Genomic DNA, 22,650 nt, shown 5'->3' on the forward strand with positions numbered 1-22,650 from the left:
CTTTAACCGAGAAGCTCACGCATTCGCTGGAGATCCTGCTCGGTATCTACACCACCGGGCACCTCCGCACAGGCAACAGCCACATGAATATTCTCATCGTGATACAAAAAACGCAGCTGCTCTAGGGCTTCAAACTGCTCCAGTGGCGCCACTGGCCAAGTAACAAAACTTTGCAGCAGCGCTACACGATAAGCATAGATACCGATATGACGACGTGGTTCCAACCCCTGCGGCAACTCATTTGCGTGCACAGCAAAGGCATCGCGCGGCCAAGGTATTGGGGCACGGGAGAAATAGCGGGCTAACCCGGATTGTGCAGCAACCACCTTAACAATATTAGGGTTGCGGAAATCTTCCACCGTAAGAATAGGTTCGCACAGGGTAGCCACACCGGCGCGGGTATTTTCCGCAAGGTTAGCGGCTACCTGATTAATTACCTGAGCAGGAATTAAAGGCTCATCCCCCTGTACATTCACCAGAATACGGTCATCGGCTAAACCCAGGTTAACAGCGACTTCCTGTAGGCGGTCAGTGCCCGATGCGTGATCAGCAGAGGTCATACACACCTCACCGCCAAAGCCTCGAACTGCCTCCGCTACACGCATGTCGTCGGTGGCAACGATGACTCTCTCTGCATCACTCTCGCAAGCCCTCTCAAAGACATGCTGAACCATGGGTTTGCCGGCAATATCTGCCAAGGGCTTGCCCGGTAAACGACTGGAGCCAAAGCGGGCGGGAATAATGACATCAAATGAGTGTTTATTTTTCATCTTTGGAGAACTGTTGCAGGTGCTGGTGCACCTTCTGATAAAAAAGATCTGGCAACTTGGCACGCACTTCCAGCGCCCACCAGTGACTCTCCCAGAAATCGCGACACTTCACCGCGTCTTTCATCGTCATAATCACTGGTGTCTCGCCATCGAAATGCAGCTCCTGGGGGCTGAACTGGTGATGATCCGCAAAGGGCTGCTCCATCACCTTGTAGCCCATACGTTGCAGTGCGCGGAAAAAACGTTTGGGGTTTCCTATCGCTGCCACCCCATGGCAGGGGCCTGGCTCAGGGCCTGAGGTCAGGCGCAGCGTAGAGGTCTGATCAAGGTTAAACTGGTGCCAGCAGGCAGGCTCCAGAGTCATCTGGTATTCCAGTAGCGCACCGCACTGCTGTTTCACACTGGCTTCAGGCTCGCCATTACTCACCACCAAATCGACACTCTGTAAACGACTAATGGGTTCCCGCAAAGGGCCACGAGGGAGCATATGCCCATTACCGAGACCGCGACTGCCATCCACCACGCAGATTTCAAAGCTTCGCCAGAGGCTGTAATGCTGCAAACCATCATCAGAGAGAATCACATCACACTGGTGGTAATCAACTAACGCCCTCGCCGCTTCACTGCGATTGGGGGAAACCATCACCGGTACCCCGGTGATCAAATGCAACATCAGCGGTTCATCACCGGATTCCAGAGGGTGAGACTGAGCAGTTACCTGGTAGGGATATTGCTCTGCACGGCCACCATAGCCACGGCTAACAATCCCGGGATTTTTCCCCCGCTCTTTTAGCCAGCGAGCCAACTCTGCCACTAATGGCGTCTTACCAGCACCACCGACGGTGATATTGCCTACAACAATAACAGGTACCGATAGTGGTTCCGATGGGGTGCGGGAACTGATCACCCTGCGCCGATTACTCACTCCGCTATAGAGCAACTCCAAAGGCGTAAGCAGAGATAAGGCAGGGCTTGTACCGTCCTTCTTGTACCAGCGCTTGTTGAACCAGTCTTCCAGTGACATCCAGTGCCCTAACCCATTGTCTGCTGTTGTAATAATGTGGCATAGCGCCCACCCCGGGCGAGCAGTTCGCTGTGCTTGCCACTCTCTACGATACGCCCTTTCTCCATAACCAGGATTCGATCGGCACTTTCAATCGTACTGAGACGGTGGGCTATCACAAAGGTGGTGCGATTTTTCATAACTTCTGTCAGAGCCGACTGGATATGGCGCTCTGATTCATTGTCCAGTGCTGAAGTTGCCTCATCGAGAATCAATACCGGTGCATCTTTTAATAGCGCCCGCGCAATAGACAATCGCTGTCTTTGGCCACCGGAAAGCATCTGGGCATTGTCCCCCAATACAGTTTCCAAACCTTGAGGTAGCTCCTCAATAAAGTTAGCCGCATGCGCCAACTCGATAGCCCGCAAGACATTCTCTTTCGGTGCTCCTTCCAAATCGCCATAGGCGATGTTGCGATAGACGCTGTCGTTAAATAGGACGATATTTTGGGACACCATGCTGATATGTCGGCGTAAATCTTGTAGGGGAACCGTTGAAATATCGACTCCATCAAGAAGGATCCGCCCGCCAGTGGGCTCGTAAAAACGCGCCAGCAGACTGGCAAGCGTTGTTTTACCGGAACCCGACGCCCCTACCAGCGCAACTGTTTCGCCCGGCTCCACCGAGAAGCTAATATTCGACAGCACCTGGGGAGCGGCCTCATCGTAACTAAAATCGAGAGACTCAAAGGTAACCGCACCACGCACAGGCTTGGGCAGCACCTCGTGGCCGCCCTCTGGCTCACTGGGGGTATCCATTACTTCAAAAATACTCTCCGCGGCGGCAATTCCCTTCTGAATATCTGCAAAAACTTCTGAAAGGCTGCGAACCGGCTTGGCCAGAGAAGCTGCGGCACCAATATAAGCGGCAAAGACCCCCGCGGTCATGGATTCCACCATACCCGGAGCCAGGGCAAACCACACAATAGTGGCAGTAGATAGGCCAACCAGAATCTGAATCACCGACACGCTGGCATTGTTGGCCACCACCAGCTTCATAAATTGTCGGCGGTTATTGTCACTGGCAGATTCAAAACGTGAATTTTCATATTTTTGGCCACCATACATCCGTACTACTTGATAGCCATTAATCGCCTCCTGGGTAACATGAGTGACATCACCCATGGAGTTTTGGATGCGATGGCTCAGTTTACGGAATCGTTTGCCCACCGTACGCACGATTAGAGCAATCAAGGGGGCAAAAAGGAAAAAGGTCAATGTCAGCTTCCAGTTCACCAACAATAAGTAAGCCAGCAGCGCAACGGTAGTAAAAGTCTCGCGAAATAAAACCTTAACCGCCTTGGTAATGGAATTGGTAACCTGCTCAACATTGTATGAGACTTTGGAAATCAGGTAGGCACCCGTGTAACGATCAAAATAGGCACTAGGCAGCTGGCCAATCTTCTCAAACAACTGCGAGCGCAACTGGTGAATAATTGCGCGCCCCACATAGGAGAGACCATAACTGCCAACAAAGTTACCAATCGCACGCAGCAGAATAATGATGAGCATGGCCAGAGGTACCAGCCAACGCGCAGTCTCCTGTGGCATTACCCCATCGGGATAATAGGAGGCTACGTATTTCGAGAGAAAACCTCTGCTTTCTTGGATACCAGCGCCCACCGCATCTAACAGCAGCTCCGTAACGGCAATTAAGCTGACGCCCATGGTGGAAAACAGGAAAAATCCCAGCACTGCAACAGCAAAAATCGCTAGGTGCGGCCGAGCGTACGCGAGTAAACGACGATAGGTGTGCGCCCCGTGCTGTGGTTTACGGGGGGGCATGGTTACTTTCTTCATACAGACCAATGACTGGACTCGCCCCAAACCCTTAGGCAGTGGGGCGAGTACGCTCGCAAGGCTAATCGTCCATCCCTGGCATTAAAGCAAAGCCCAGCGCGCTAGTTCTCTTCTGGTTGCCGTGTAGTAATGCTTAGGTTGACAAAGCCTAGCTGTCCAGCGGCATCCATTGCCCGCACCACAGCCTGATGGTGAGCTGTAGCGTCGGCGGTTATCACAAGCGGGCGATTGTACTCGCCTGCAGAAACTTCCGACAGCGCAGATTTCAAAGTGGTCAACTTTTTGTTGATCAACCCCTGGCCATTTACCGAATAAGAACCATCGGCACTGATCAGAATTTCAACAGAACGAGGCTGCTCTTCTGCCTGAGGCCCAGCGGCCTCGGGCAAATTTAACTTCAAATGGCTCTCTTTGGTGAATGTGGTCGACACCATAAAGAAAATCAGCAGAAGAAAGACCACATCGATTAATGGCGTAAGGTTTACCCCATCCTGCTCTTTGGTTTGGCGGCGAAATTGCATCGATTGCTACCTCACTCAGGCCGCTTTTTCAATTTTGCGGTCACTGTGTAAGGCATCCACCAGCTTCACGGCTTCCTGTTCCATGGTTACCACAATAGTATCCACTCGGCGCTGGAAGTATCTGTGCGCCATTAGCGCTGGAATCGCCACAGTCAAACCCGCCGCCGTAGTAATCAGAGCCTGGCTGATACCACCGGCCAAAATACCCGCATTGCCGGTGCCCTCCAGCATAATTGCCGTGAAAACCTGGATCATACCGATGACAGTCCCAAGCAAACCGATCAATGGCGCAATCGCGGCGATGGTGCCGAGGGCATTGAGGAAACGCTCCAGCTCGTGTACTACCTGGCTTGCAGTTTCCTCAATACTGTCTCTCATTACTTCACGGCCGTGGCGGGAATTGGAAAGTCCTGCGGCAAAAATTCGTCCGAGTGGGCTGGAATCACGCAGCTCCTTAAGTTTCTCACTATTGACCTGGTTGCTTTTTAGCCACCCCCACACTTCTCCAAGTAAAGTGCGCGGTGCAATACGCTGGGGATTCAGCGTCCAAAAACGCTCAATGCTGATAGCAATAACAGCAACGGAACACAACAGGATCGGCAACATCAACCAGCCGCCAGATTTTATTATTTCAAACACTTTTCTTGGCCCTAAACAGCGAGAGGGATTTCAGGAATTTCTTCTGCATCTTAGACGCAGGAGTCGCACTTTATCACAGCTGCTCTCGGCGGCTAAGTCTTCCACTAGGCTCAGCCTCACCATTGTGATCCGCATACCAAAACCGTGGCGCTGAACGACCCCAGCTGATCACAGGCTCCGAGGTGCCTCTTTGCCAAGAAAGCTCGACAGCTCCACTTTGTGCTGTATTAAAAATTTGTGTATCCATCGCACGATAACGTGCGACTACATTCGCATGGGGATGGCCAAAATGATGACGATAGCCTGCGCTGAATATCACTCGCTCAGGCCTTGCCCAGCTCAGTAAAGTCTGGGATGAAGAAGTCTTAGAACCATGATGAGGCGCCACCAATAAATCTACTGGCTTCTCCATTGGATAAAGCTCCACAAGACGGCGTTCTACGGAGCTTGTGATATCCCCAGTAAGTAAAATACGCACTTGCTGCCATTCAATTAGAGCCACACAACTTTGATCATTTTCCTCTCCATCAATTTTTTTTTGCAGTGGCCATAACCAACGTACAGAGAGCTCACCGAAATAAAGCCTTTCACCCGCGACACAGGAGTCTGCTCGAATATCAAAATCCCCCACCAGTTTCTTTCCCAGTTGCCCTGGAGCATAGAAATTATTGACAGGCAGTGACTGCAATAGCGCCGCCACCCCACCCGCATGATCCCTGTCACCATGGCTGACAACCAACACATCGAGTTCTCTCACCCCGACTCCACTCAAATAAGAAGCAACAATGGCCCCTCCAGCACTCCAACCCGATGACGAGAGAGGTCCGGTGTCAAAGACAAGGCGCGCTTCTTGGGAGCGGACCGAGAGAGCCAGACCCTGGCCAACATCCAAAGCGGTGAAAGTAAGCCCCTGACGACCTGATATCGAAACAGGCAACATAGATTGGAGTAAAGGAAGCAGAAACAAGCAGCCCAAATATCGTCCCGGCACCCCCCTGGGTAAGATTAATAACAGGGCGCCCAGTGCGGATAGGACAAGTAGGGTTGTGCTTTGAGGCGTTATCAAAGGCTGCCAGGTTGGAACAAAATCCCGGGCATACTTCAGCATTTCCATGAGAAGAGTCAGTTGCCAGTCAGCAAATTTAAAGCACCAGATTCCAAGGCCAGTCCCTAACAGTAAGGTGCCAAGCATCAAGGCCGGCAGTATTAGCAAGCCAAGCCAGGGAATGGCCATCAGGTTCAGCAGCATCCCGCCAGAGCTGTACCCAGAAAAATACACTACCGAGGGTAAAATCAAACCCAGCGCCACCAGCCATTGGCTGCGCAATAATTGTACAAAGGTGGAGAACCAGCGTAAAAACCAAGCTTCAACGTGCCTTTTCATCCCCACATGAGCACTCGTCTCACTTCCCTCCACACCGTTCTTCGTTGTCCTCTCCTGCCTAACAGAGCTACGCCCAGAAAACCCCAAGAGAAGCGCACCCACAGCGGCGAATGACAGCCAAAACCCGGCTCCGAAGAAAGCCAATGGCTGGATAAATAGCACTAATGCCAAAGCGAGAGAAAAAGCCAAGCCAGCGCCTACCCGTCGCCGCCAATGCCAAGCCAGCAGCAATACCCAGGTCATCACCAGGGCCCTTTGGGCGGAGAGAGGAGCGCCAGCCAACAAGGTATAGGTTAGAGTGCCAATGAGCGCCAACAACATCGGAATCCACCTGGGACAGGTCCCCATCAATACCCCGAGAGCCCTCACCAATACCTGCCCCAACAACAGTAAAAACCCAGCCACCATGCCCACATGTAGGCCCGATATTGCCAAAAGGTGTGACGTCCCTGTCTGCTTCAACAGGTCACTGTCGGCACGGGAAAGGCCGCTGCGATCCCCTAGTAACAGTGCTGTAACCAGGGCGCTTTGGTTTATCGGTAGCCTTTGAAGCTTTTGCCTAAAAGCATCTCGCAGGGCGGATAGCCCCATGCCCTGGCTCAACCACTGTGGGTTGCCATTTTGCGGGCGCACATACCCCGTTGCATAAACACCCCGCCGTAAGAGCCAGCCCTCATAGTCAAAGGTATGGGGATTTACACTACCGTGTGGACGCTTTAACCGCACCGGCAAATCCCAGTGGCTATTACCTCGCAGTAACCTTTGCACCTCAACATCTGCGCGGTACCAGGTGAGATAAAGAAGGCTGCCTGAATGAACTTCCCCCGACCCCGCCTCCAGTATTCTCGCCTGGAAGCGTATATCCCGGGTAGCGCCCCTCTGTAACGCTGAATTACTCCTCACCTCGGGGAGGGATACAACCTCAACCCTTAGGCGTTGATCAATGCCATGAGCCGATTCAGGTAAACGCTGCTCAAGCGCGGCTTTATTGCTCGATAAAGCCCAGAGAGCACCGAGCAACGAGATGACAAGTAATAGGCAGAGAGCGCGTGTTTGAGGGAGGGAAACCACCAATAGAAAGGCAATAATATATACCCACAGTACTCCCCCTATTTCTGGTAGAGACGGCAACAAACCAATAGCAGCAACTGATAGAGAGAAGACCCAAAGGGCCAGCGTAGGGCTCCATAGCCACAGAGTAGTCTTAGGGTCCCAATCCACATCCAGCCTGCACTTTTTTTGTACAGGATTTATGGTTCTCATCCTCGTCCGAAGCCCCGTGATAGCAATAGACCAGAAAATTTGACACCGCACACAAAACAGGCACCATAGAACCAAAAGATGACTATAACCGGCGCGCCATGCCGCATAGTGACTGTCTTAACTGCAATACATGGCACCCGCTGGTCATATTTTTTTAAGAAAAATGCCATGTTTAATATGTTTGTAATATTCAGGTCGCAGAATCCGCACCAAATCGAGGGGCAACCAACAGACTGAACGGAAGGCTTCCCCTCAACCCACAACCATAAACTGTGCGAGACGACTATGAATAAGACCGCTCTCTCTCTGGCCATTGTTGCCATGATCCCGACTCTGGCCAACGCCCAAGAAGAAGGCGATGTCCTCGACTTTTACGGCAAAGCCAATGTTACCTTCCAGTCTGCTGACGAAGGTGACGGCTCTGTAACCGATGTTCAAAGCAACGCTTCCCGCCTGGGCGTTAAGGGTGAGATCGCCCTGACCGACGGCATCAAGGGTATCTACCGTATGGAATACGAAGTAGATATGGACGGCGACGCTGATGACACTTTCTCTCAACGCAATATCTACGCTGGACTGGAAGGCGGCTTCGGTCAGGTAATCGCGGGTAAGTTCGACACCCCTTTGAAAGTTGCCCAGAAGAAAGTTGACCTGTTCAACGACCTGGAAGGCGATATTAAAAGCCTGATCACCAGCAGCGACAACCGCGAAGAAGACGCTCTACAGTACACTACCCCGTCTTTCGCGGGCTTCAAAGCTTCTGCGGCTTATATCAGCAATAAAGATGAGGTAATTGGTTACGAGATCATTGGCCAAAATGATGATGGCAGTGACATCTTAGGCAAAGAAATCAAGCGCAATAACGGCATCTCCACTTCTATTGCTTACGACAACAACGGCGTTTACATGGCCTACGCTTTCGACCAAGACGTTGAAGGCCAGGACGTTGACGTTCAGCGCTTTGTAGCCCAGTACAACATCGGCCCTGTACAGGTTGGTGCTCTGTTCGAAGACCAGGAAAACGCTGACGGTGAAAACGCTGACGGCTGGATGAGCTCTGTAGCTTACAAAATCGAGCAGTGGACTCTGAAAGCTCAGTACGGTCAGTCTGACATTAAGAAAGAAGACGGCGAAACTTACAGCCTGGGTGTTGACTACAAGTTCAACAGCTCCGCTAAAGTATTCGGCTTCTACACCGACGAAACAGCTGATGGCGATTACGACCGCAGCTATGCCGGTATCGGTGCTGAATACAAGTTCTAAGAGCGCTTTTAACGACGATCATCCGAATTGGGAAGTGCTGTTTGACCGTCGTATGATTTAAGAGCTTGAATTAGGCGACCTATGGTCGCCTTTTTTGTTGGAAGTTCCAAAGCCGCAATGCGGCAGCTTATTAAATAACCAACTTATCCATAAAAAGATGAACTGGCATTGCCTGTAACTGTTGTTGATCAGCAAATAAAGCTAATATTTTCTCTGCTTGGCCTGAAGGGAAACGTGCAGCCAGATTGGAATGGAATTTCTTCAACAAAAGCGGTATCCCCTCTTTACGACGGCGACGATGACCAAGGGGGTATTCCACCACTACATTCTCTGTTGCCTTGCCCCCCTTAAAAAATACCTGCACACCATTCGCAATTGAACGCTTATCCGGATCAAGGTAATCCTTCGAATAGCAGCCATCCTCAACAACGGTAATTTTCCCGCGCAGCTCATCAATTTCCGGATGGGACTGATGGAATTCATCCTCATAAAAACTAGCCTGCAAATCCCCAAATAAAAGAGCCACAGCCACGATATATTGCAGGCAGTGATCGCGGTCCGCCGGATTGGAGAGGGGGCCGGTTTTACTAATAATTCGTATTGCGGATTCGTGAGTAGTCACGACAATTCTCTCTATGTCTTGCACCCTGCCCCTTACCAATGGATGTAAAACTATCGCGGCTTCACAGGCCGTCTGACCATGGAATTCTGCCGGGAAGGAAATCTTGAAAAGGATATTCTCCATTACATAGGAGCCGAATCGACGCGGAAAACGGAACTGCCGCTCCTCCAACGGTTTTATTACCTGATCAGCATTGGTTTTACTGAAAGCCACGTCATAAAAGCCCCACTGCTTCGCCGTAAGTACGGTTGGTATACCCATCTCACCACGCATGGCCATATCCGCCAAGCGAACTCCCCTTGCCGTGGCATCTCCTGCCGCCCAAGATTTACGCGAACCCGTATTGGGGAAGTGCCTGTAGGTACGCAGGGCGCTACCATCTACCCAGGCCTGGGAAATCGCCGCCAGTAATTCTTCCCTTCCCCCCCCCATCAACCAAGTAGCAATCGCTGTAGAAGCCACGCGAACCAACAATACATGGTCCAAGCCGACGCGGTTAAAGCTGTTTTGTAATGCCAGTACACCTTGGATCTCATAAGCCTTGATCATCGCCTCCATCACCTTTCCCATTGTCAGGGGCTCTTCCCCTGCACTCAGCCGCTTCTGAGAAAGGAAATCGCACACCGCCAAGATAGCGCCCAGATTGTCAGATGGATGCCCCCACTCTTCTGCCAGCCAAGTATCATTGAAATCCAGCCAGCGGATAGTACAGCCTATATCCCAGGCAGCTTTAACCGGATCCATGCAAAATTGGGTACCCGGCACACGAGCCCCATTGGGCACCACCGTCCCCTCAACTAGAGGGCCTAATAGTTTCGTACACTCGGGAAAACGCAGTGAAAGAAAAGCACAGCCCAAGGAATCCATCAGGCAGTAGCGCGCTGTTTGCCAGGCCTCATTGGAATAAACTTCAAAATTGAGAACGTAATCGGCAATATCCTGGATTACCTGATCATAAATTAGATGGCCAGTTTGGTCTGAGTCGGTGCGCATAGCAGAAGGCCTGATGGTACTGTGAAGAAATTAAATAAGCCTAGTAATTTTTTAGCTGTATCTTTCACTTTGTAAATGGATAACAAGATTTGAGCGCTACGACATTGATGGCTTGCTTTTTTGTGTATATTGTCATCCTGTGAATTTCACTAATATTCGACCAAGATTGAAAAGGTAAGTGGGTTTGTGATTAGTCTATACACTCCAACCTCCAATAAGAAAACACTAAATTGCAAACGATAGCGACTAAAATAAAAAGAGTATGCTGTACCACAGAAACAGTGTTATTTCGTCAGGGAGTGACCTCCCGAAATATTTATTTTATACATGCCGGTTATGTTCTTATCCATAAAGTGGACTTTAATGGCAACCGGGGACTTGTAGACCTGTATGGGCCAGGCTCCTGGTTTGGCCCAGGTCTTGGCGGAAATTCACAAGAAATAGAAGCAATTGCCAAAATAGGTTGTGAGCTAGAAGTCGCTTTTCCAGAAAATCTCAATAACCTGTTACATTCACTGTCACAAACCCAGCAAGACCTTATAGAGCATCTAGCCAACAGAGAGTCTTTATTACAACAGCGTATATTTCAGCATATAACCGCGCCCCTAGCTGTCAGATTGGCAAGTTTATTATCCCAACTCTTTCATTTTCGGGGGCAACCTTGCGCTCACGGGCATGAATTAGATGTAAAGCTTTCCCAATCTGAGCTAGCGGCTATGGCCGGCGGCAGTAGACAAACCGTTAGCCAACTACTTAGCACCTGGAAACACAAAGGCATTATTGATTACACACGCCAACATATTTGCCTACTAAACAAAGGCGCCCTCGAAGGCTTAGCGCAAGGCTAATTTTGGCTTTAGTGTCAGCTAGCTGACAGTTGATCGTCCCTCTCCTCCCTATACTTCCAAAAAATGAGGGCTAGACCTAGTCCCCACCTCCATGGAATCAACATAGGAAGAGGCATTATGCGCACAATCTGCTTAGTAACACTGGGAATACTGTTTAGCCTACAGGCCATAGCCCAAGAGAATCTAAAGTCCACTTTCAGTCATTTCGTTGACGCACAGGGAAACATCACATTACCCAAGGATTACCGCCAAGAATGGACATTTCTCGGCTCTTACCAAGTAAAGTCATCCAGTGGCAAGGGCTGGGATACTCACATTGTTTACACTCAACCTGAAGCAGTTAAAGCCTTTCGCAAAAATGGAAAATTCCCGGATGGCGCAGTCCTGGTAAAAGATGTCAACAGCACCAAATCAGAACCATTAACCACAGGCTTGGCTTACTACTCTACTGATCTCCAGTTCACCTTTATGATGGTAAAGGACACAGAAGGGAGATTTCCCAAGAATGAGGCCTGGGCAGAAGGTTGGGGATGGGCTTTATTCAAGCCAGGGGTAGCAAAAAGTGAAACCAAAACCTGGAAGGGCAGCGGGCTTAACAACTGTTTTGGATGCCACTTACCAGCCAAGAATAATGACTGGGTCTATACACAAGGCTATCAACAGGTCCTACAGAACTAAAAAGTAAGCAGCAAAAATTAGAGGTTAGAGGTCTTTTATTCGGCTAGAGTAACAGGCATAGATTCCCTCCAGATCAGCTTATCACCCCCACCCCAGCGCTAATTGATTTATATCAATTAGCGCGATCTTGAATACCGTTAACATGCGGCCGCGTCCGACTATTCCACTATGAGTTTTTCCGTGTTTAAACCTGAGTTACTGTCCCCCGCAGGGACTTTAAAAAATATGCGATATGCGTTTGCCTATGGTGCCGATGCCGTTTATGCAGGCCAGCCCCGCTACAGCTTGCGTGTGCGCAATAATGAATTTAAAAATATTGAAACCCTGCGCCTGGGTATAGAAGAAGCACACCAGCAAGGAAAACAGTTCTATATCGCTTCCAATATCGCCGCTCACAACGATAAAGTTCGCAGTTACCTGCGGGACCTGGAAGAAATTGTTGAAATGGGACCTGACGCCCTGATTATGTCCGACCCAGGCCTGATAATGATGGTAAGGGAGCGTTGGCCTGATCTGCCAGTCCACCTATCCGTACAGGCCAATGCGGTAAACTACGCGACCGTAAAGTTCTGGCATCGCCAGGGGTTATCTCGGGTGATACTTTCTCGAGAACTGTCCCTGGATGAGATTGAGGAAATTCGCCAGAAAGTGCCTGAGATGGAGCTGGAAGTCTTTGTCCACGGTGCACTCTGTATCGCCTATTCCGGGCGCTGCTTGCTATCCGGTTATATGACCCATAGAGATGCCAACCAGGGCGCCTGCACCAACTCCTGCCGCTGGCAATACCAAGCCCATGAAGCCAAAGAGAATGAAGTTGGCGAATTGATTCATGTGCAAAATCAGGAATCTATCCAAAAACCCATCCAGCAACCCACCTCCGCCAGTGACAGTACTTCCCAAGCCTTTTTACTACAGGAAGAAGGTCGCCCTGGAGAATATATGCCGGCTTACGAAGATGAGCACGGTACCTACATCATGAACTCCAAAGATCTGCGGGCCGTACAGCACGTCAAGCGCCTCACGGAAATGGGGGTCCACTCTTTAAAAATCGAAGGTCGCACCAAGTCCCACTATTATGTGGCTCGTACTGCTCAGATTTATCGTCGCGCCATAGACGACGCTGCAGCAGGAAAAGACTTCGACATGAAGATGATGGACGAATTGGAAACCCTCTCGAACAGAGGCTACACGGAAGGTTTCTACCGTCGCCATCCACCAGCAGAATACCAGCAATATGAAAAGGGGTTGATATCAACTCCGGGCCAACAGTTCGTAGGCGAGCTTATTGACGGCAGTCCTGAGTATTTGACGATTGATGTTAAAAATCGCTTTGAACGCGGTGATCAATTGGAGTTAATGAATCCCAGCGGTAGCTTGTTCTTCCCCTTGGAGCAAATGGAGAATACGGAAGGCAAAGCGATCGATGTAGCTCCAGGATCCGGGCATATCGTGCAGATACCTCGACCAGAAGGAGTCGATGACGATCAGCTTCAACAGGCGCTATTGGTCAAAGCTCTGGGATAACCCTGGGTTTGTAATTTGCACTAAGGCTTATCAAGCCTCCCGTTTTGCAAATATATTTTGTTAAAGGTGTAGTGGTTAAGACAATCTACCGGATTCACTAAGCCACGACACCTTTATTCCCACTACATATCCACAATTTTACTTGTGAACCTATCCTCAAAATGCATTGGGTAATCGTTAAACCTCTCAAGTGACTGGCCACCTCATAATATTCAAACCGTCCTGTATCTCCCCACCATTCACCGCAAGCAACTGGTTCTTGTACCAATTTTCCTGCATTTTCAGCCTCACCTACAACCCTTTTAAAGCCCTGAGTTTTGATCACAAAAATATGCTCGACAGTACTAATTACAAGATAAAAACCCGCCCTCCCTCGGAGTTCCAACAGGAATACACTCGTTTTAAATAGTTATGATTTTCCACCTCTAACTCGCCCCCGCATCAAGGTTTCACAGTAGAAAAGCGTGCAACGATTGCTTAACCAAGGAAATGCCGCAATATGGATATTATTAAACCTAAGAAACGCCCCCTGATTAAGCACCCTTTAATGCTAGGTAGTGCTGCTCTTGCTTTTGTGGCATTTACCAGCACCCTCCTGTTACTTCCTGACAGCGCCTATAAGGTTGAGCGGAAACAGCTAATGCTAGGTACCGTCCAACGGGGAGACCTGCAGGTTGTGGTAGATGGCTACGGTAGGCTGCGTTCAGACAAGCAGACTTTAATTACCGCACTAACCGCAGCGAATGTTGAAAAAATCATGTTGCGTCCCGGTGCAGAAGTACAAAGTGATAGCATCATTATGCAGCTGAGTAATCCAGAGTTAATGCGCGACCTGGATGCAGCCGAAACCTCCCTGGAGCAAGAGGAAGCTAATCTGCGCCGGCTTGTTCTGAACAACCAGCGCGATGTTCTCGCGGAGGAAGCCATACTCGCGGAACTGAACTCCAATTACCAAGTGATCAAGTTGCGTCGCGAAGCTGAGGACGAGCTGGTAAAAAGTGGAGTGGTTTCCCAGCTCACCTATCAAACCACCGTCTTACGCCAGGAACAGATGAAAAAACGTGTGGACCTGCAAAAACAGCGTATCAACCACCTGCGCAAAGTCGCCGTCGAATCAGAGTTAATCCAGCGCGAGCAAATCAACCAAGCCCAGACCCAACTGCAGAGTATCCAGCAACGTGCAGACCGACTGACCGTACGCGCCGGCCTGGACGGCATACTGCAACGACTACCGGTAGAGCTGGGGCAAGGTGTCGATCCCGGCCAGGAGCTGGCGCTGATCGGCAGCGAGACAGATCTACTCGCCTTGGTTCAAGTCCCACAATCCAAAGCAGAGCAACTGGAGGTTGGCCAGCCCGCTGAAATTGATACCCGCAGGGAAAAAGTCGAAGGTGTGGTTACCCGTATTACTCCTGAGGTTCGGGACGGCAATATTGAAGTGGAAATTGCTTTTAGCGCAGGCGCCCCAGAGTCTGCCAGGCCACAACTCAACGTCGATGCCCGGATCTTCACCGCCACTATGGAAGATACACTGTTCGTCGAGAGACCTATCAATGTGCAGAGGCACAGTGAGGCCAATCTCTTCCTGATTAACGAAAACGGGGAGGAAGCGGCACTCCAACCCATCAGCTTCGGCGAGGAGTCAGGTCGATATATCCAGATCACCCAAGGCCTCAATGAAGCGGACCGCATCATCCTCTCGGATATAGCCAATTTTAATGAAGCTGAGCATATCCAGATTGTTGACTAAAGCCTGAAACTAGGGAGCCTCTGAATAACTCCGTAATACCTCTGCGGGTCTTGAAGACTGTAGATGTTAGGCGCAGCTCGCCGCGAATGGCCGTAGCCCTTTGCAAGAGCTGCAACGCAGCAGATGCGGCCTTCAAGACCCGCCCTTCGGGGCTTGCAGAGCGATTCACACTCCGCGTTGCGACTTCTTGAAAGGTCCAGACATTCCTGCGAAGCCGCGCCTTGATTGTGAACCGCTCTGCAAGCCAGAGGCATCACGGAGTTATTCAGAGCCTCCCCAAAGCAAGAACAGGGAGTTCGCTATGTCCAAGCCAATCCTTCATATGGCCGGGATCACTAAGGTGTTCAGCACCGAAGAAATGGAAACTCACGCCCTGCGGGGCGTTGACCTGAGTATTTACTCGGGGGAATTTGTTTCTATCTGCGGCCCCTCGGGTTGCGGTAAATCCACACTTCTCTCGATTCTCGGCCTGCTGGACCTCCCCACCAGTGGCAGCTACCAGATTGAAGGCACTGAAGTCGCTCAATTGACGCTAAGTGAGGCGGCGACAATTCGTAACGAGAAAGTAGGCTTTATCTTCCAGTCCTTTAACCTGATTGACGAACTCTCTGTCTACGACAATATCGCCCTGCCCCTGCGATACCGACGCAATCCCATTCCCAAGTCTGAAGCCGACAAAAAAGTGAAACACTGCCTGGAGAAGGTGGGGATGAGTCACCGGGCCTCTCACAAACCTAATCAGTTATCGGGTGGCCAACAGCAGCGAATCGCCATAGCCCGGGCGCTAGTTGGCAATCCATCCCTGCTACTGGTGGACGAGCCCACCGGCAACCTGGATTCCCACAATGGCGATGCGGTAATGGAAATGCTGCGGCAGCTCAACAATGAAGGGACCACCCTGTGTATGGTGACCCATGATCCTCGTTACGCTGACATGGCCAGCCGCCAATTGCATCTGCTGGATGGAAAAATCTCAACGCCGCAGCCCATAAAAGAGCCCCATGAGATGGCCCTATGATCACCACAAAGGACCTGTCCATTGCCCTCCAGTCCCTCAATCGGGCGCGGAGCTACGCCACCACTATTATTTTAACCCTGGGTATCACCCTCGGCGCCCTGGTAACACTATTTAACCTCAATTACCAACTGTTAGCCGCACCCCTACCCTACCCGGACGAAGATCGGCTGTATGTCGTGAATGGTAATCTCTACCAGAACAAGCAGCTGCGGCTGGAAAACAACAGCCAATACCCCGCCCTGGTTGAAATCTATAAAAACGACAGTTTCTTCGAGTCCAGCGCCCTGGTGTACTTCTGGGAAGATGTGGTCCGCAATTTATCCGGATCACCACGGGTTAATGTTTCCTATGTCTCTCCAGAATATCTCCAGCTGGCTGGAGCACCCCTGGCCCTGGGCAGACAATTTAATGCCGATGAAGGGCTCGACAACCGAGTCCCTGTGGCGGTTATCAGCTATCAAACCTGGGAGCAGATGTTCCGGCGCAACCCAAATGTCTTGGAGCAAAGCCTGCAATTTGGGGAGGTGGACTTTCGCATTGTCGGCGTCACTGCCAAAGACTTCATTGAACCCCAGATCTATAAACAGGGCCGACAAACGGCGGTCTGGCTACCCTGGGACTTTAACGATACACAAGTAGAGCGCAGAAATAATTGGAGAGGCTTCTTGCCTTTCCGCATGCTCACAGGGAAGTTGAAGCCGGGCATTGACCCCACCAGCGCAGGGCATGAATTGAGCACATTAATGGATGCCCAGTATCAAGCTGCCCTAGCGGGAAGATCCTCTTCGGTAGAGAGGTCCGTTGAATACCGACTCACCCCCTTCGCTAATAAAATACTTGGCGACAGCGCCACACGAACCCTAATGGTTATGGGCGGTACACTGGTGCTCCTGTTAATTGCCTGCGCCAATGTTACCAATCTGATTCTTTCTCGCGCTGCCAAACAACAACGCAATATGGCGATACAGGTCGCGTTGGGCGCACACAAAAAACATATCTTTTTGGCCCTGCTGTGTGAAATCGGCCTACTAATGTTAGGGGCAGCATTACTTTCTCTACTTTTAGCCCTGGGATCGACGGAAGTATTAAAGGTGATGGCTACGGAACAAATTCCTCGCATTCAAGAGCTCACCTTAAACTGGCAGACACTGGTTTTCGCACTGTTGTGTGCCTTACTGCTCGCCCTATTCTTTTCAGCCATAGTCAGTCGCCAGGTTAATTACCGCGCACTGAATCAAATGTTGCAGAGCAGCGGCAAAGGATCCGGTGTACAAATTTCACCACTGATCCGCAAAGTCCTCATCAGCAGCCAAGTGGCAATGACCAGTTTGCTTATCATCGCCAGCTTACAGATTTTCCTGCAAGCTAACCGACTGATTAACCAGCCCTTTGGCTTCCCCTTGGACAACGTTCAAGTGATGACTCTGAATATCGGCAATCTTAGGAGCGCCCCCACTACCGAACGGGAGAGTTACCTAAAGGCCATCAGGCAGAGGTTGCTGGAGCACCCTAAAGTACAAAATGCCAGCCTGAGCTTAAACACCCCTATCTCTATCAGCCGGCCACTCTGGACCACCTCCCTGAGTCATGATGCCAGCCGACAAAACCCGGTGATGGCCAAGACCACAGTAGTCGACGAAAACTACCTTTCCATTTTGCGTATGCCACTGGTAGCTGGCCGCCATATCAATGCGGCTGAGTTTTCCGATAACAATCGCATGATGCTCGTTAACGAAACCCTGGCCCAGCAGCTGGAACCCGATGGAGAAGTATTAGGCAAGCGCTACTACTGGCGAGGTGATTTGCCCTATCAAGTAGTCGGTGTAGTGCGTAACGCAAGCCTGCCAGGCAAAAAGGAACCCGCCCGCTTATTTGTGCGCGGTATCAACGTGAGCTATCCCCTACTCGTACTCAGACATAAGCCTCACCAACCGCTCAGCACCACAGAAATCAATTGGGAATTTGCCCACGTAAACAGGCAGTACAAAGTTTCCGAGCTATTCTCCCTGGAGCAGGCGCGAGACCTACTCCTAAGCAATGACCGAGTCTCAGTTTGGGTAACCACCGCCCTAACATTACTGGCACTCAGCCTCGCTGCCATCGGTATCTTTGGAGTGCTCAGTTACAGTGTACAACTGCGGCGCACTGAGCTTGGCGTGCGCATGGCAATCGGCGCCCGCCCAGCGACGATTTTCTATCACACCCTGATCGATAGCCTGATTCCCGTAGTTATCGGTATCGCTGTAACGACTTTGGTAGTGGTCCCACTGGCACTTTGGCTTGAGCAAAGCGAGTTCAGCATTGAAACCAGCCTCTGGGGCTGGCTGCTGCCACCACTGCTTATTATCGGCCTGACCGCCTCGGTTACCCTGCTTTCTGTATGGAAAATAATCAACAAGCCCGCGATTTACGCATTGCAAGGAACAAGATAAATACTTTCCATCTGATAGCCGCTGCTTGAGGTTGCGCGCTCATCGTGCAATCTTTACAGCAAGTACAACAATAAGAAATGGAGCAGCCAATGCAACCTCAGCAATGGTTATCAAATGGAAAAATATTTGATTATCAAAACCACCAACTCTTCTATGTCGATAGCAACCCAAGCTGTCGACATAAACCAGTACTGCTTTTGATTCACGGTTTTCCAACCAGTAGTTATGACTGGCAAAAGGTATGGACCCAACTGACAGAGCACTATCGCTGTATTGCTATGGATATGCTGGGCTTTGGCTATTCAGACAAACCCAAACAACATAACTACAGTATCCACCAGCAAGCTGATTTACATGAAGCTCTTCTACAATATTTAAACATCAACAAAGTCCACCTGTTGGCCCATGACTATGGGGATTCCGTAGCACAGGAGTTACTCGCCAGAGCCAACAACGGCGGCACTACAGGGTATATCTCGGTATGCCTGCTGAATGGCGGTCTATTCCCAGAAACTCATCAAGCTCGCCTCGTGCAGAAACTCCTGCTTTCTCCTATTGGCTCTCTAATCAATAAACTAATGCGCTACCAGCAGTTTTGCCGCAGCTTCAGTGCCATTTTCGGACCAGAGACAAAACCCTCCGACAGAGAATTGCGAGACTTGTGGCAAATTCTCCAATATAAGAATGGCAACCGGCTCCTCTATAAACTGATCACCTACATGTACGACAGGCGCAAACATCGTCAGCGTTGGATCGACGCGCTAAACCTATACCCTGGCCCCCTACTGCTAATCAATGGCTCATTGGATCCAGTTTCAGGGAAGCATATGGTGGATCGATTTCGTCAATTGATAGATCGGGCAGCAGACATTATTGAGCTGGGAAAGATTGGGCACTATCCGCATTGGGAGGCGCCTGATCATGTGGTAAGTGCGTACTTAAATTTCGTAGAGGCGGAGAAAAAAGAGCATTTAATGCTTTCTTGAATATCTTAGATAGTTCTCTATTGCGATCATGATGGCAAGAAGCTGGGTGTCAAAATCCCAGTCTAATTCCAAGCATCACCAATAATAAGGCGTATTTTTAGTTTCATCAAAATGTAATACTTTCTTCTTTTCAAGGCATGTCCCATGCAATCATAGTAAGAACCATACCAAGCAACATTAAGAAATGTATCATGATCTACTCAACCACTGAAACCGTACCAGGATATGAAATTAAAGAGATACTCGGAGTGGTTACCGGTAACGTTGTTCAATCCAAGCATATTGGTCGTGATGTTATGGCGGGCTTAAAGAGTATCGTTGGCGGTGAGATAAGAGGCTATACAGAAATGCTATCCGAAGCCAGAAATAAGGCCCTTCAACGGTTGATTGATAGTGCCCAGCAGAAAGGAGCCGATGCCGTAGTAGGTATCCGATTTTCAACAAGTGCCATTATGGAAGGGTCTTGTGAAATGATGGTCTTTGGGACTGCCGTCAAACTAAGGAAGTGATATCCCCTAACCAACAATTAGTGCCTATTTTGAAAGATTCCGTAAAATATAGCTTTTACTGCTAGTTAGCTTCAATTCAGGGATACGAGGTTCTGAAATTAAATTCAATGGAGCCTCTAATTTACAGCACAATATCTGGCGATAGGATTCACTAGTGGCAACTAGGCCAAGGCCTCTACGTCAGATCTAATTTTTCAGACATCAATGATCTATATAACCAATAACTTACAGAAAGATCGCTCATGATACGCACAATTCAATATCTTTTTCTTTCCTTCCAATTAGTATTAACACCTGTGGTAATAGCAATAACCATTCGCGATGATGTGAGTGACTCAAGATACCGTATAGATGCCTCTGAACTCCCCGCACTTGTAGATTTACCGGGAGAAGGACACGGTGTACTTATCTCCCCAGAGTGGATTGCTACAGCTGCGCATGCCGTTACTTGGCAACACTGTATTGAAGAGGTCACCATTAAAGGCACTTCCAGAAGGATCGATAAGCTGGTGATACACCCCGGCTACAAGAAAATACCTCAAAGAATGATTGATGAGGCACTAGAAACGGGAGATGCCAGTGAAATTGAAGCATTATTGGCCACATCCGATGATATTGCCTTAATTAAACTCTCTCAGCCTATCATTGGTGTTAATCCGGTAGGAATTTACCGTGAAAGTGATGAGCAAGGAAAAATAGTAAAGCTGATCGGAAAAGGAGCAACGGGTACAGCTGACCTCGGCCATGACCCCAAAGGCCCCAATCGAACAGAACTCCGCAGAGCATTTAACATTATCTCATCAACTCAAAATCGTTGGCTTGGCTATGACTTTGATCAGGCCCCAAATGCGTTGCCACTTGAAGGTATGTCTACAAATGGCGATAGTGGCGGCCCAGTACTAATTGAAATTGATGGCCAGTGGTTACTCGCAGGACTCACATCCTGGAAGCACGCGGAAAACGTTGATATACGAACCTTCCGCCCTGGCACCTATGGCCAGACTTCCTATTCCATTCGCTTAAGTCATTATGCAAGCTGGATTGACGCAATGATTTCTAATGATTCATCTACTCAGCAATCTGTCAAAGCAGAATCTGATAGCTCATCAACTAACCAATAAACCGTTATTCTACAAACCCCACAACAAGAGTTATCCAAGGAAATATGATGTACAAATTAATACCTTTAATCCTGTTAACTTTTTTAAATTCATATGTATATGCCAATTCCGCTGAGGACAACACCAAAATACGCAGAGCCGTACTCGATTACATTGAATCACAACAAAAAGTTGAACCAAGCCTAATGGAAAGAGGTTTAGATACGAAACTAGCCAAGCGAACCTACTGGAAATCCAAAGACGGCTCAGAATTCATCATGGAGACAGACTATGAAACCATGGTTTGGTTGGCCGAAAACTACAATAAGGAAGGCGATAAATTTACAGAGTCCCCCAGGGTTGACATCAACATACTTGATATTGATAACCGGGTAGCCTCGGTAAAGCTTACAGTCGATGATTGGATTGATTATATGCACTTATATAAGAATGATAAAAATAACTGGAAAATCATTAACGTTCTCTGGCAGTACCATGACACGAAAAGACATATTAACAAGAAATGAACTAGATATTAAAAATACCTTGTGGGCTTCCCACACAAATAGATACTATTTCTTAAGAAGTTCTTATTTATAAAAAAATATCCCCATAAGTTTAACAGGCTAAGTGCTAGAAAAAGTTGCAGCGAATACCATAAAAAATGATGACTGTTTCAAAAATCTGTCTTTGCCTTATAGCAAGCTCAATATCAATTCTTATTGCCACTATGGAATACTGGCTAGGCCTAGATGGTAACGAGTTGTTTCTAGCCAGAAGTGTTTCAGCTATGGTATCTGTCGGGCAGAGTAACCTAATTTATCCAGAACCGACTTTAGTTGCTGGCAATGGCGGTATTACAGAAGTTCGAGTCATCTTCATGGCGCTGTGTCTATCGACTCTCCTGGCCTTAGGCTCATTCTTATTGGCCACGGTTAATAGAATCAAACATGGTTCTTACAAACTCTATCTACCTTTAGCATTCTGCTCTGTAGTTCTATGCCTAAGCATTATTTATGTTGGGTTTCGGTCTGGCATTCAGTATAGTCTTTGAAGTGTGCCAAGCTTGAGCCTGTGCCCACACACAAAACAAAAAGGAGCACCAAATTGAAGAGGATCACCGTCGCCCTACTATTCTTACTAGCAGCCATTGCCTGCTATGTATTTGGTGTGCCTGTTGGCGGGGCCTTTTTTCTCGCTTTGGGTGTTGTTTTTGAGGGGATCTTTTGGGTAAAACTGTTCAAACGCAAGAGAAAGTCAGCCTAATAATTAGTATCTTGTTATTTCTACCTAGTCAAAGACGTGTTGGCAGTTTAGTCGAACCTAAGCGGCCCTACTTGCGCGACTTCTTTTAGCAATAACGAACCATATTCTCCTATTGCCGATATCTCCTTGGCTCCTTATCCAACCTTCGCTAATACTCATTACCAAGCTCAATACCCTTACTAACTCACATTGAGCAATACGAAAGCTTGAGACAACGTTCAA

General features: G+C 49.2%; 20 protein-coding genes. 12 read left to right on the forward strand and 8 right to left on the reverse strand.

Features of this window, described 5'->3' with window-relative positions; all coding sequences use genetic code 11:
- Positions 1 to 2: 2 nt before the first annotated feature.
- From kdsB to ACJJIT_RS09880, 6 genes are all read right to left on the reverse strand, one after another.
- A complete protein-coding gene (gene kdsB, locus ACJJIT_RS09855; RefSeq protein ID WP_444900840.1) occupies positions 3 to 770 on the reverse strand; it encodes a 3-deoxy-manno-octulosonate cytidylyltransferase in 768 nt (255 codons plus the stop codon).
- Positions 760 to 1,794, reverse strand: a complete 1,035-nt coding sequence (gene lpxK / locus ACJJIT_RS09860; RefSeq protein ID WP_444900841.1) for a tetraacyldisaccharide 4'-kinase — start codon at positions 1,792 to 1,794, stop codon at positions 760 to 762. The genes kdsB and lpxK overlap by 11 nt, the downstream gene beginning before the upstream one ends.
- Before the next feature lie 8 nt (positions 1,795 to 1,802).
- Positions 1,803 to 3,617: a lipid A export permease/ATP-binding protein MsbA gene (gene msbA, locus ACJJIT_RS09865; protein WP_444900842.1), complete on the reverse strand. Its 1,815-nt coding sequence runs from the start codon at positions 3,615 to 3,617 to the stop codon at positions 1,803 to 1,805.
- A 116-nt stretch (positions 3,618 to 3,733) separates the two neighbouring features.
- Positions 3,734 to 4,153: an ExbD/TolR family protein gene (locus tag ACJJIT_RS09870; RefSeq protein WP_252085811.1), complete on the reverse strand. Its 420-nt coding sequence runs from the start codon at positions 4,151 to 4,153 to the stop codon at positions 3,734 to 3,736.
- A gap of 15 nt (positions 4,154 to 4,168) precedes the next feature.
- Positions 4,169 to 4,792: a MotA/TolQ/ExbB proton channel family protein gene (locus ACJJIT_RS09875; protein ID WP_252085810.1), complete on the reverse strand. Its 624-nt coding sequence runs from the start codon at positions 4,790 to 4,792 to the stop codon at positions 4,169 to 4,171.
- A gap of 73 nt (positions 4,793 to 4,865) precedes the next feature.
- Positions 4,866 to 7,439 carry a DNA internalization-related competence protein ComEC/Rec2 gene (locus tag ACJJIT_RS09880; RefSeq protein ID WP_444900843.1) on the reverse strand — a complete coding sequence of 858 codons (2,574 nt, stop codon included), beginning with the start codon at positions 7,437 to 7,439 and terminating at the stop codon, positions 4,866 to 4,868.
- Between the two features lie 285 nt (positions 7,440 to 7,724).
- Between ACJJIT_RS09880 and ACJJIT_RS09885 the strand changes: the two genes are divergently transcribed.
- A complete protein-coding gene (locus tag ACJJIT_RS09885; RefSeq protein WP_444900844.1) occupies positions 7,725 to 8,702 on the forward strand; it encodes a porin in 978 nt (325 codons plus the stop codon).
- A 130-nt stretch (positions 8,703 to 8,832) separates the two neighbouring features.
- On the opposite strand, the gene ACJJIT_RS09890 is transcribed toward ACJJIT_RS09885, so the two are convergent.
- Complete coding sequence (locus tag ACJJIT_RS09890; RefSeq protein WP_252085807.1) at positions 8,833 to 10,317, reverse strand: bifunctional 2-methylcitrate dehydratase/aconitate hydratase; 1,485 nt, start codon at positions 10,315 to 10,317, stop codon at positions 8,833 to 8,835.
- A gap of 230 nt (positions 10,318 to 10,547) precedes the next feature.
- Between ACJJIT_RS09890 and ACJJIT_RS09895 the strand changes: the two genes are divergently transcribed.
- From ACJJIT_RS09895 to trhP, 3 genes are all read left to right on the forward strand, one after another.
- Positions 10,548 to 11,165: a Crp/Fnr family transcriptional regulator gene (locus ACJJIT_RS09895; protein ID WP_444900845.1), complete on the forward strand. Its 618-nt coding sequence runs from the start codon at positions 10,548 to 10,550 to the stop codon at positions 11,163 to 11,165.
- 117 nt (positions 11,166 to 11,282) lie between these two features.
- Positions 11,283 to 11,843 (forward strand): cytochrome P460 family protein, encoded by a 561-nt coding sequence (locus tag ACJJIT_RS09900; protein ID WP_444885056.1) that lies wholly within the window; start codon positions 11,283 to 11,285, stop codon positions 11,841 to 11,843.
- A gap of 225 nt (positions 11,844 to 12,068) precedes the next feature.
- A complete protein-coding gene (trhP, locus tag ACJJIT_RS09905; RefSeq protein ID WP_444900846.1) occupies positions 12,069 to 13,367 on the forward strand; it encodes a prephenate-dependent tRNA uridine(34) hydroxylase TrhP in 1,299 nt (432 codons plus the stop codon).
- Between the two features lie 97 nt (positions 13,368 to 13,464).
- Here the strand turns inward: trhP and ACJJIT_RS09910 are convergent, their stop codons facing one another.
- A complete protein-coding gene (locus tag ACJJIT_RS09910) occupies positions 13,465 to 13,692 on the reverse strand; it encodes a hypothetical protein (protein WP_444900847.1) in 228 nt (75 codons plus the stop codon).
- Positions 13,693 to 13,866: 174 nt separating this feature from the next.
- Here ACJJIT_RS09910 and ACJJIT_RS09915 point away from each other — a divergent pair, with 174 nt between their 5' ends.
- The 8 genes from ACJJIT_RS09915 (at position 13,867) to ACJJIT_RS09950 (ending at position 22,428) form a co-directional block, all read left to right on the forward strand.
- Entirely contained in the window at positions 13,867 to 15,117 is a 1,251-nt protein-coding gene (locus ACJJIT_RS09915; RefSeq protein WP_252085802.1) for an efflux RND transporter periplasmic adaptor subunit, read from the forward strand.
- Between the two features lie 301 nt (positions 15,118 to 15,418).
- Positions 15,419 to 16,135: an ABC transporter ATP-binding protein gene (locus ACJJIT_RS09920; RefSeq protein WP_444900848.1), complete on the forward strand. Its 717-nt coding sequence runs from the start codon at positions 15,419 to 15,421 to the stop codon at positions 16,133 to 16,135.
- On the forward strand, positions 16,132 to 18,567 hold the full coding sequence (locus ACJJIT_RS09925) for an ABC transporter permease (protein WP_444900849.1): 2,436 nt from the start codon (positions 16,132 to 16,134) through the stop codon (positions 18,565 to 18,567). The genes ACJJIT_RS09920 and ACJJIT_RS09925 overlap by 4 nt, the downstream gene beginning before the upstream one ends.
- A gap of 89 nt (positions 18,568 to 18,656) precedes the next feature.
- The gene (locus ACJJIT_RS09930) at positions 18,657 to 19,553 is read left to right on the forward strand and encodes an alpha/beta fold hydrolase (RefSeq protein ID WP_444900850.1); all 897 of its coding nucleotides are present in this window, start codon (positions 18,657 to 18,659) and stop codon (positions 19,551 to 19,553) included.
- A 191-nt stretch (positions 19,554 to 19,744) separates the two neighbouring features.
- Positions 19,745 to 20,062 (forward strand): heavy metal-binding domain-containing protein, encoded by a 318-nt coding sequence (locus ACJJIT_RS09935; protein WP_252085798.1) that lies wholly within the window; start codon positions 19,745 to 19,747, stop codon positions 20,060 to 20,062.
- A 242-nt stretch (positions 20,063 to 20,304) separates the two neighbouring features.
- Entirely contained in the window at positions 20,305 to 21,183 is an 879-nt protein-coding gene (locus tag ACJJIT_RS09940; protein ID WP_252085797.1) for a S1 family peptidase, read from the forward strand.
- 47 nt (positions 21,184 to 21,230) lie between these two features.
- Complete coding sequence (locus ACJJIT_RS09945; RefSeq protein WP_444900851.1) at positions 21,231 to 21,689, forward strand: nuclear transport factor 2 family protein; 459 nt, start codon at positions 21,231 to 21,233, stop codon at positions 21,687 to 21,689.
- A 580-nt stretch (positions 21,690 to 22,269) separates the two neighbouring features.
- Positions 22,270 to 22,428 carry a hypothetical protein gene (locus ACJJIT_RS09950; RefSeq protein ID WP_444885062.1) on the forward strand — a complete coding sequence of 53 codons (159 nt, stop codon included), beginning with the start codon at positions 22,270 to 22,272 and terminating at the stop codon, positions 22,426 to 22,428.
- The last annotated feature ends 222 nt before the right edge of the window (positions 22,429 to 22,650 follow it).

This window comes from Microbulbifer mixtoriginis (SeqCode) (genome assembly GCF_052467515.1).

Bases quoted from the DNA above. Each gene is read 5' to 3' on its own strand.
- ACJJIT_RS09930 (WP_444900850.1), top strand. From the start codon at position 18,657: ATGCAACCTCAGCAATGGTTATCAAATGGAAAAATATTTGATTATCAA.
- ACJJIT_RS09870 (WP_252085811.1), bottom strand. From the start codon at position 4,153: ATGCAATTTCGCCGCCAAACCAAAGAGCAGGATGGGGTAAACCTTACG.
- ACJJIT_RS09915 (WP_252085802.1), top strand. From the start codon at position 13,867: ATGGATATTATTAAACCTAAGAAACGCCCCCTGATTAAGCACCCTTTA.
- ACJJIT_RS09940 (WP_252085797.1), top strand. From the start codon at position 20,305: ATGATACGCACAATTCAATATCTTTTTCTTTCCTTCCAATTAGTATTA.
- kdsB (WP_444900840.1), bottom strand. From the start codon at position 770: ATGAAAAATAAACACTCATTTGATGTCATTATTCCCGCCCGCTTTGGC.
- ACJJIT_RS09920 (WP_444900848.1), top strand. From the start codon at position 15,419: ATGTCCAAGCCAATCCTTCATATGGCCGGGATCACTAAGGTGTTCAGC.
- ACJJIT_RS09880 (WP_444900843.1), bottom strand. From the start codon at position 7,439: ATGAGAACCATAAATCCTGTACAAAAAAAGTGCAGGCTGGATGTGGAT.
- lpxK (WP_444900841.1), bottom strand. From the start codon at position 1,794: ATGTCACTGGAAGACTGGTTCAACAAGCGCTGGTACAAGAAGGACGGT.
- ACJJIT_RS09935 (WP_252085798.1), top strand. From the start codon at position 19,745: ATGATCTACTCAACCACTGAAACCGTACCAGGATATGAAATTAAAGAG.
- ACJJIT_RS09900 (WP_444885056.1), top strand. From the start codon at position 11,283: ATGCGCACAATCTGCTTAGTAACACTGGGAATACTGTTTAGCCTACAG.
- trhP (WP_444900846.1), top strand. From the start codon at position 12,069: ATGCGATATGCGTTTGCCTATGGTGCCGATGCCGTTTATGCAGGCCAG.
- ACJJIT_RS09890 (WP_252085807.1), bottom strand. From the start codon at position 10,317: ATGCGCACCGACTCAGACCAAACTGGCCATCTAATTTATGATCAGGTA.
- ACJJIT_RS09945 (WP_444900851.1), top strand. From the start codon at position 21,231: ATGTACAAATTAATACCTTTAATCCTGTTAACTTTTTTAAATTCATAT.
- msbA (WP_444900842.1), bottom strand. From the start codon at position 3,617: ATGCCCCCCCGTAAACCACAGCACGGGGCGCACACCTATCGTCGTTTA.
- ACJJIT_RS09885 (WP_444900844.1), top strand. From the start codon at position 7,725: ATGAATAAGACCGCTCTCTCTCTGGCCATTGTTGCCATGATCCCGACT.
- ACJJIT_RS09925 (WP_444900849.1), top strand. From the start codon at position 16,132: ATGATCACCACAAAGGACCTGTCCATTGCCCTCCAGTCCCTCAATCGG.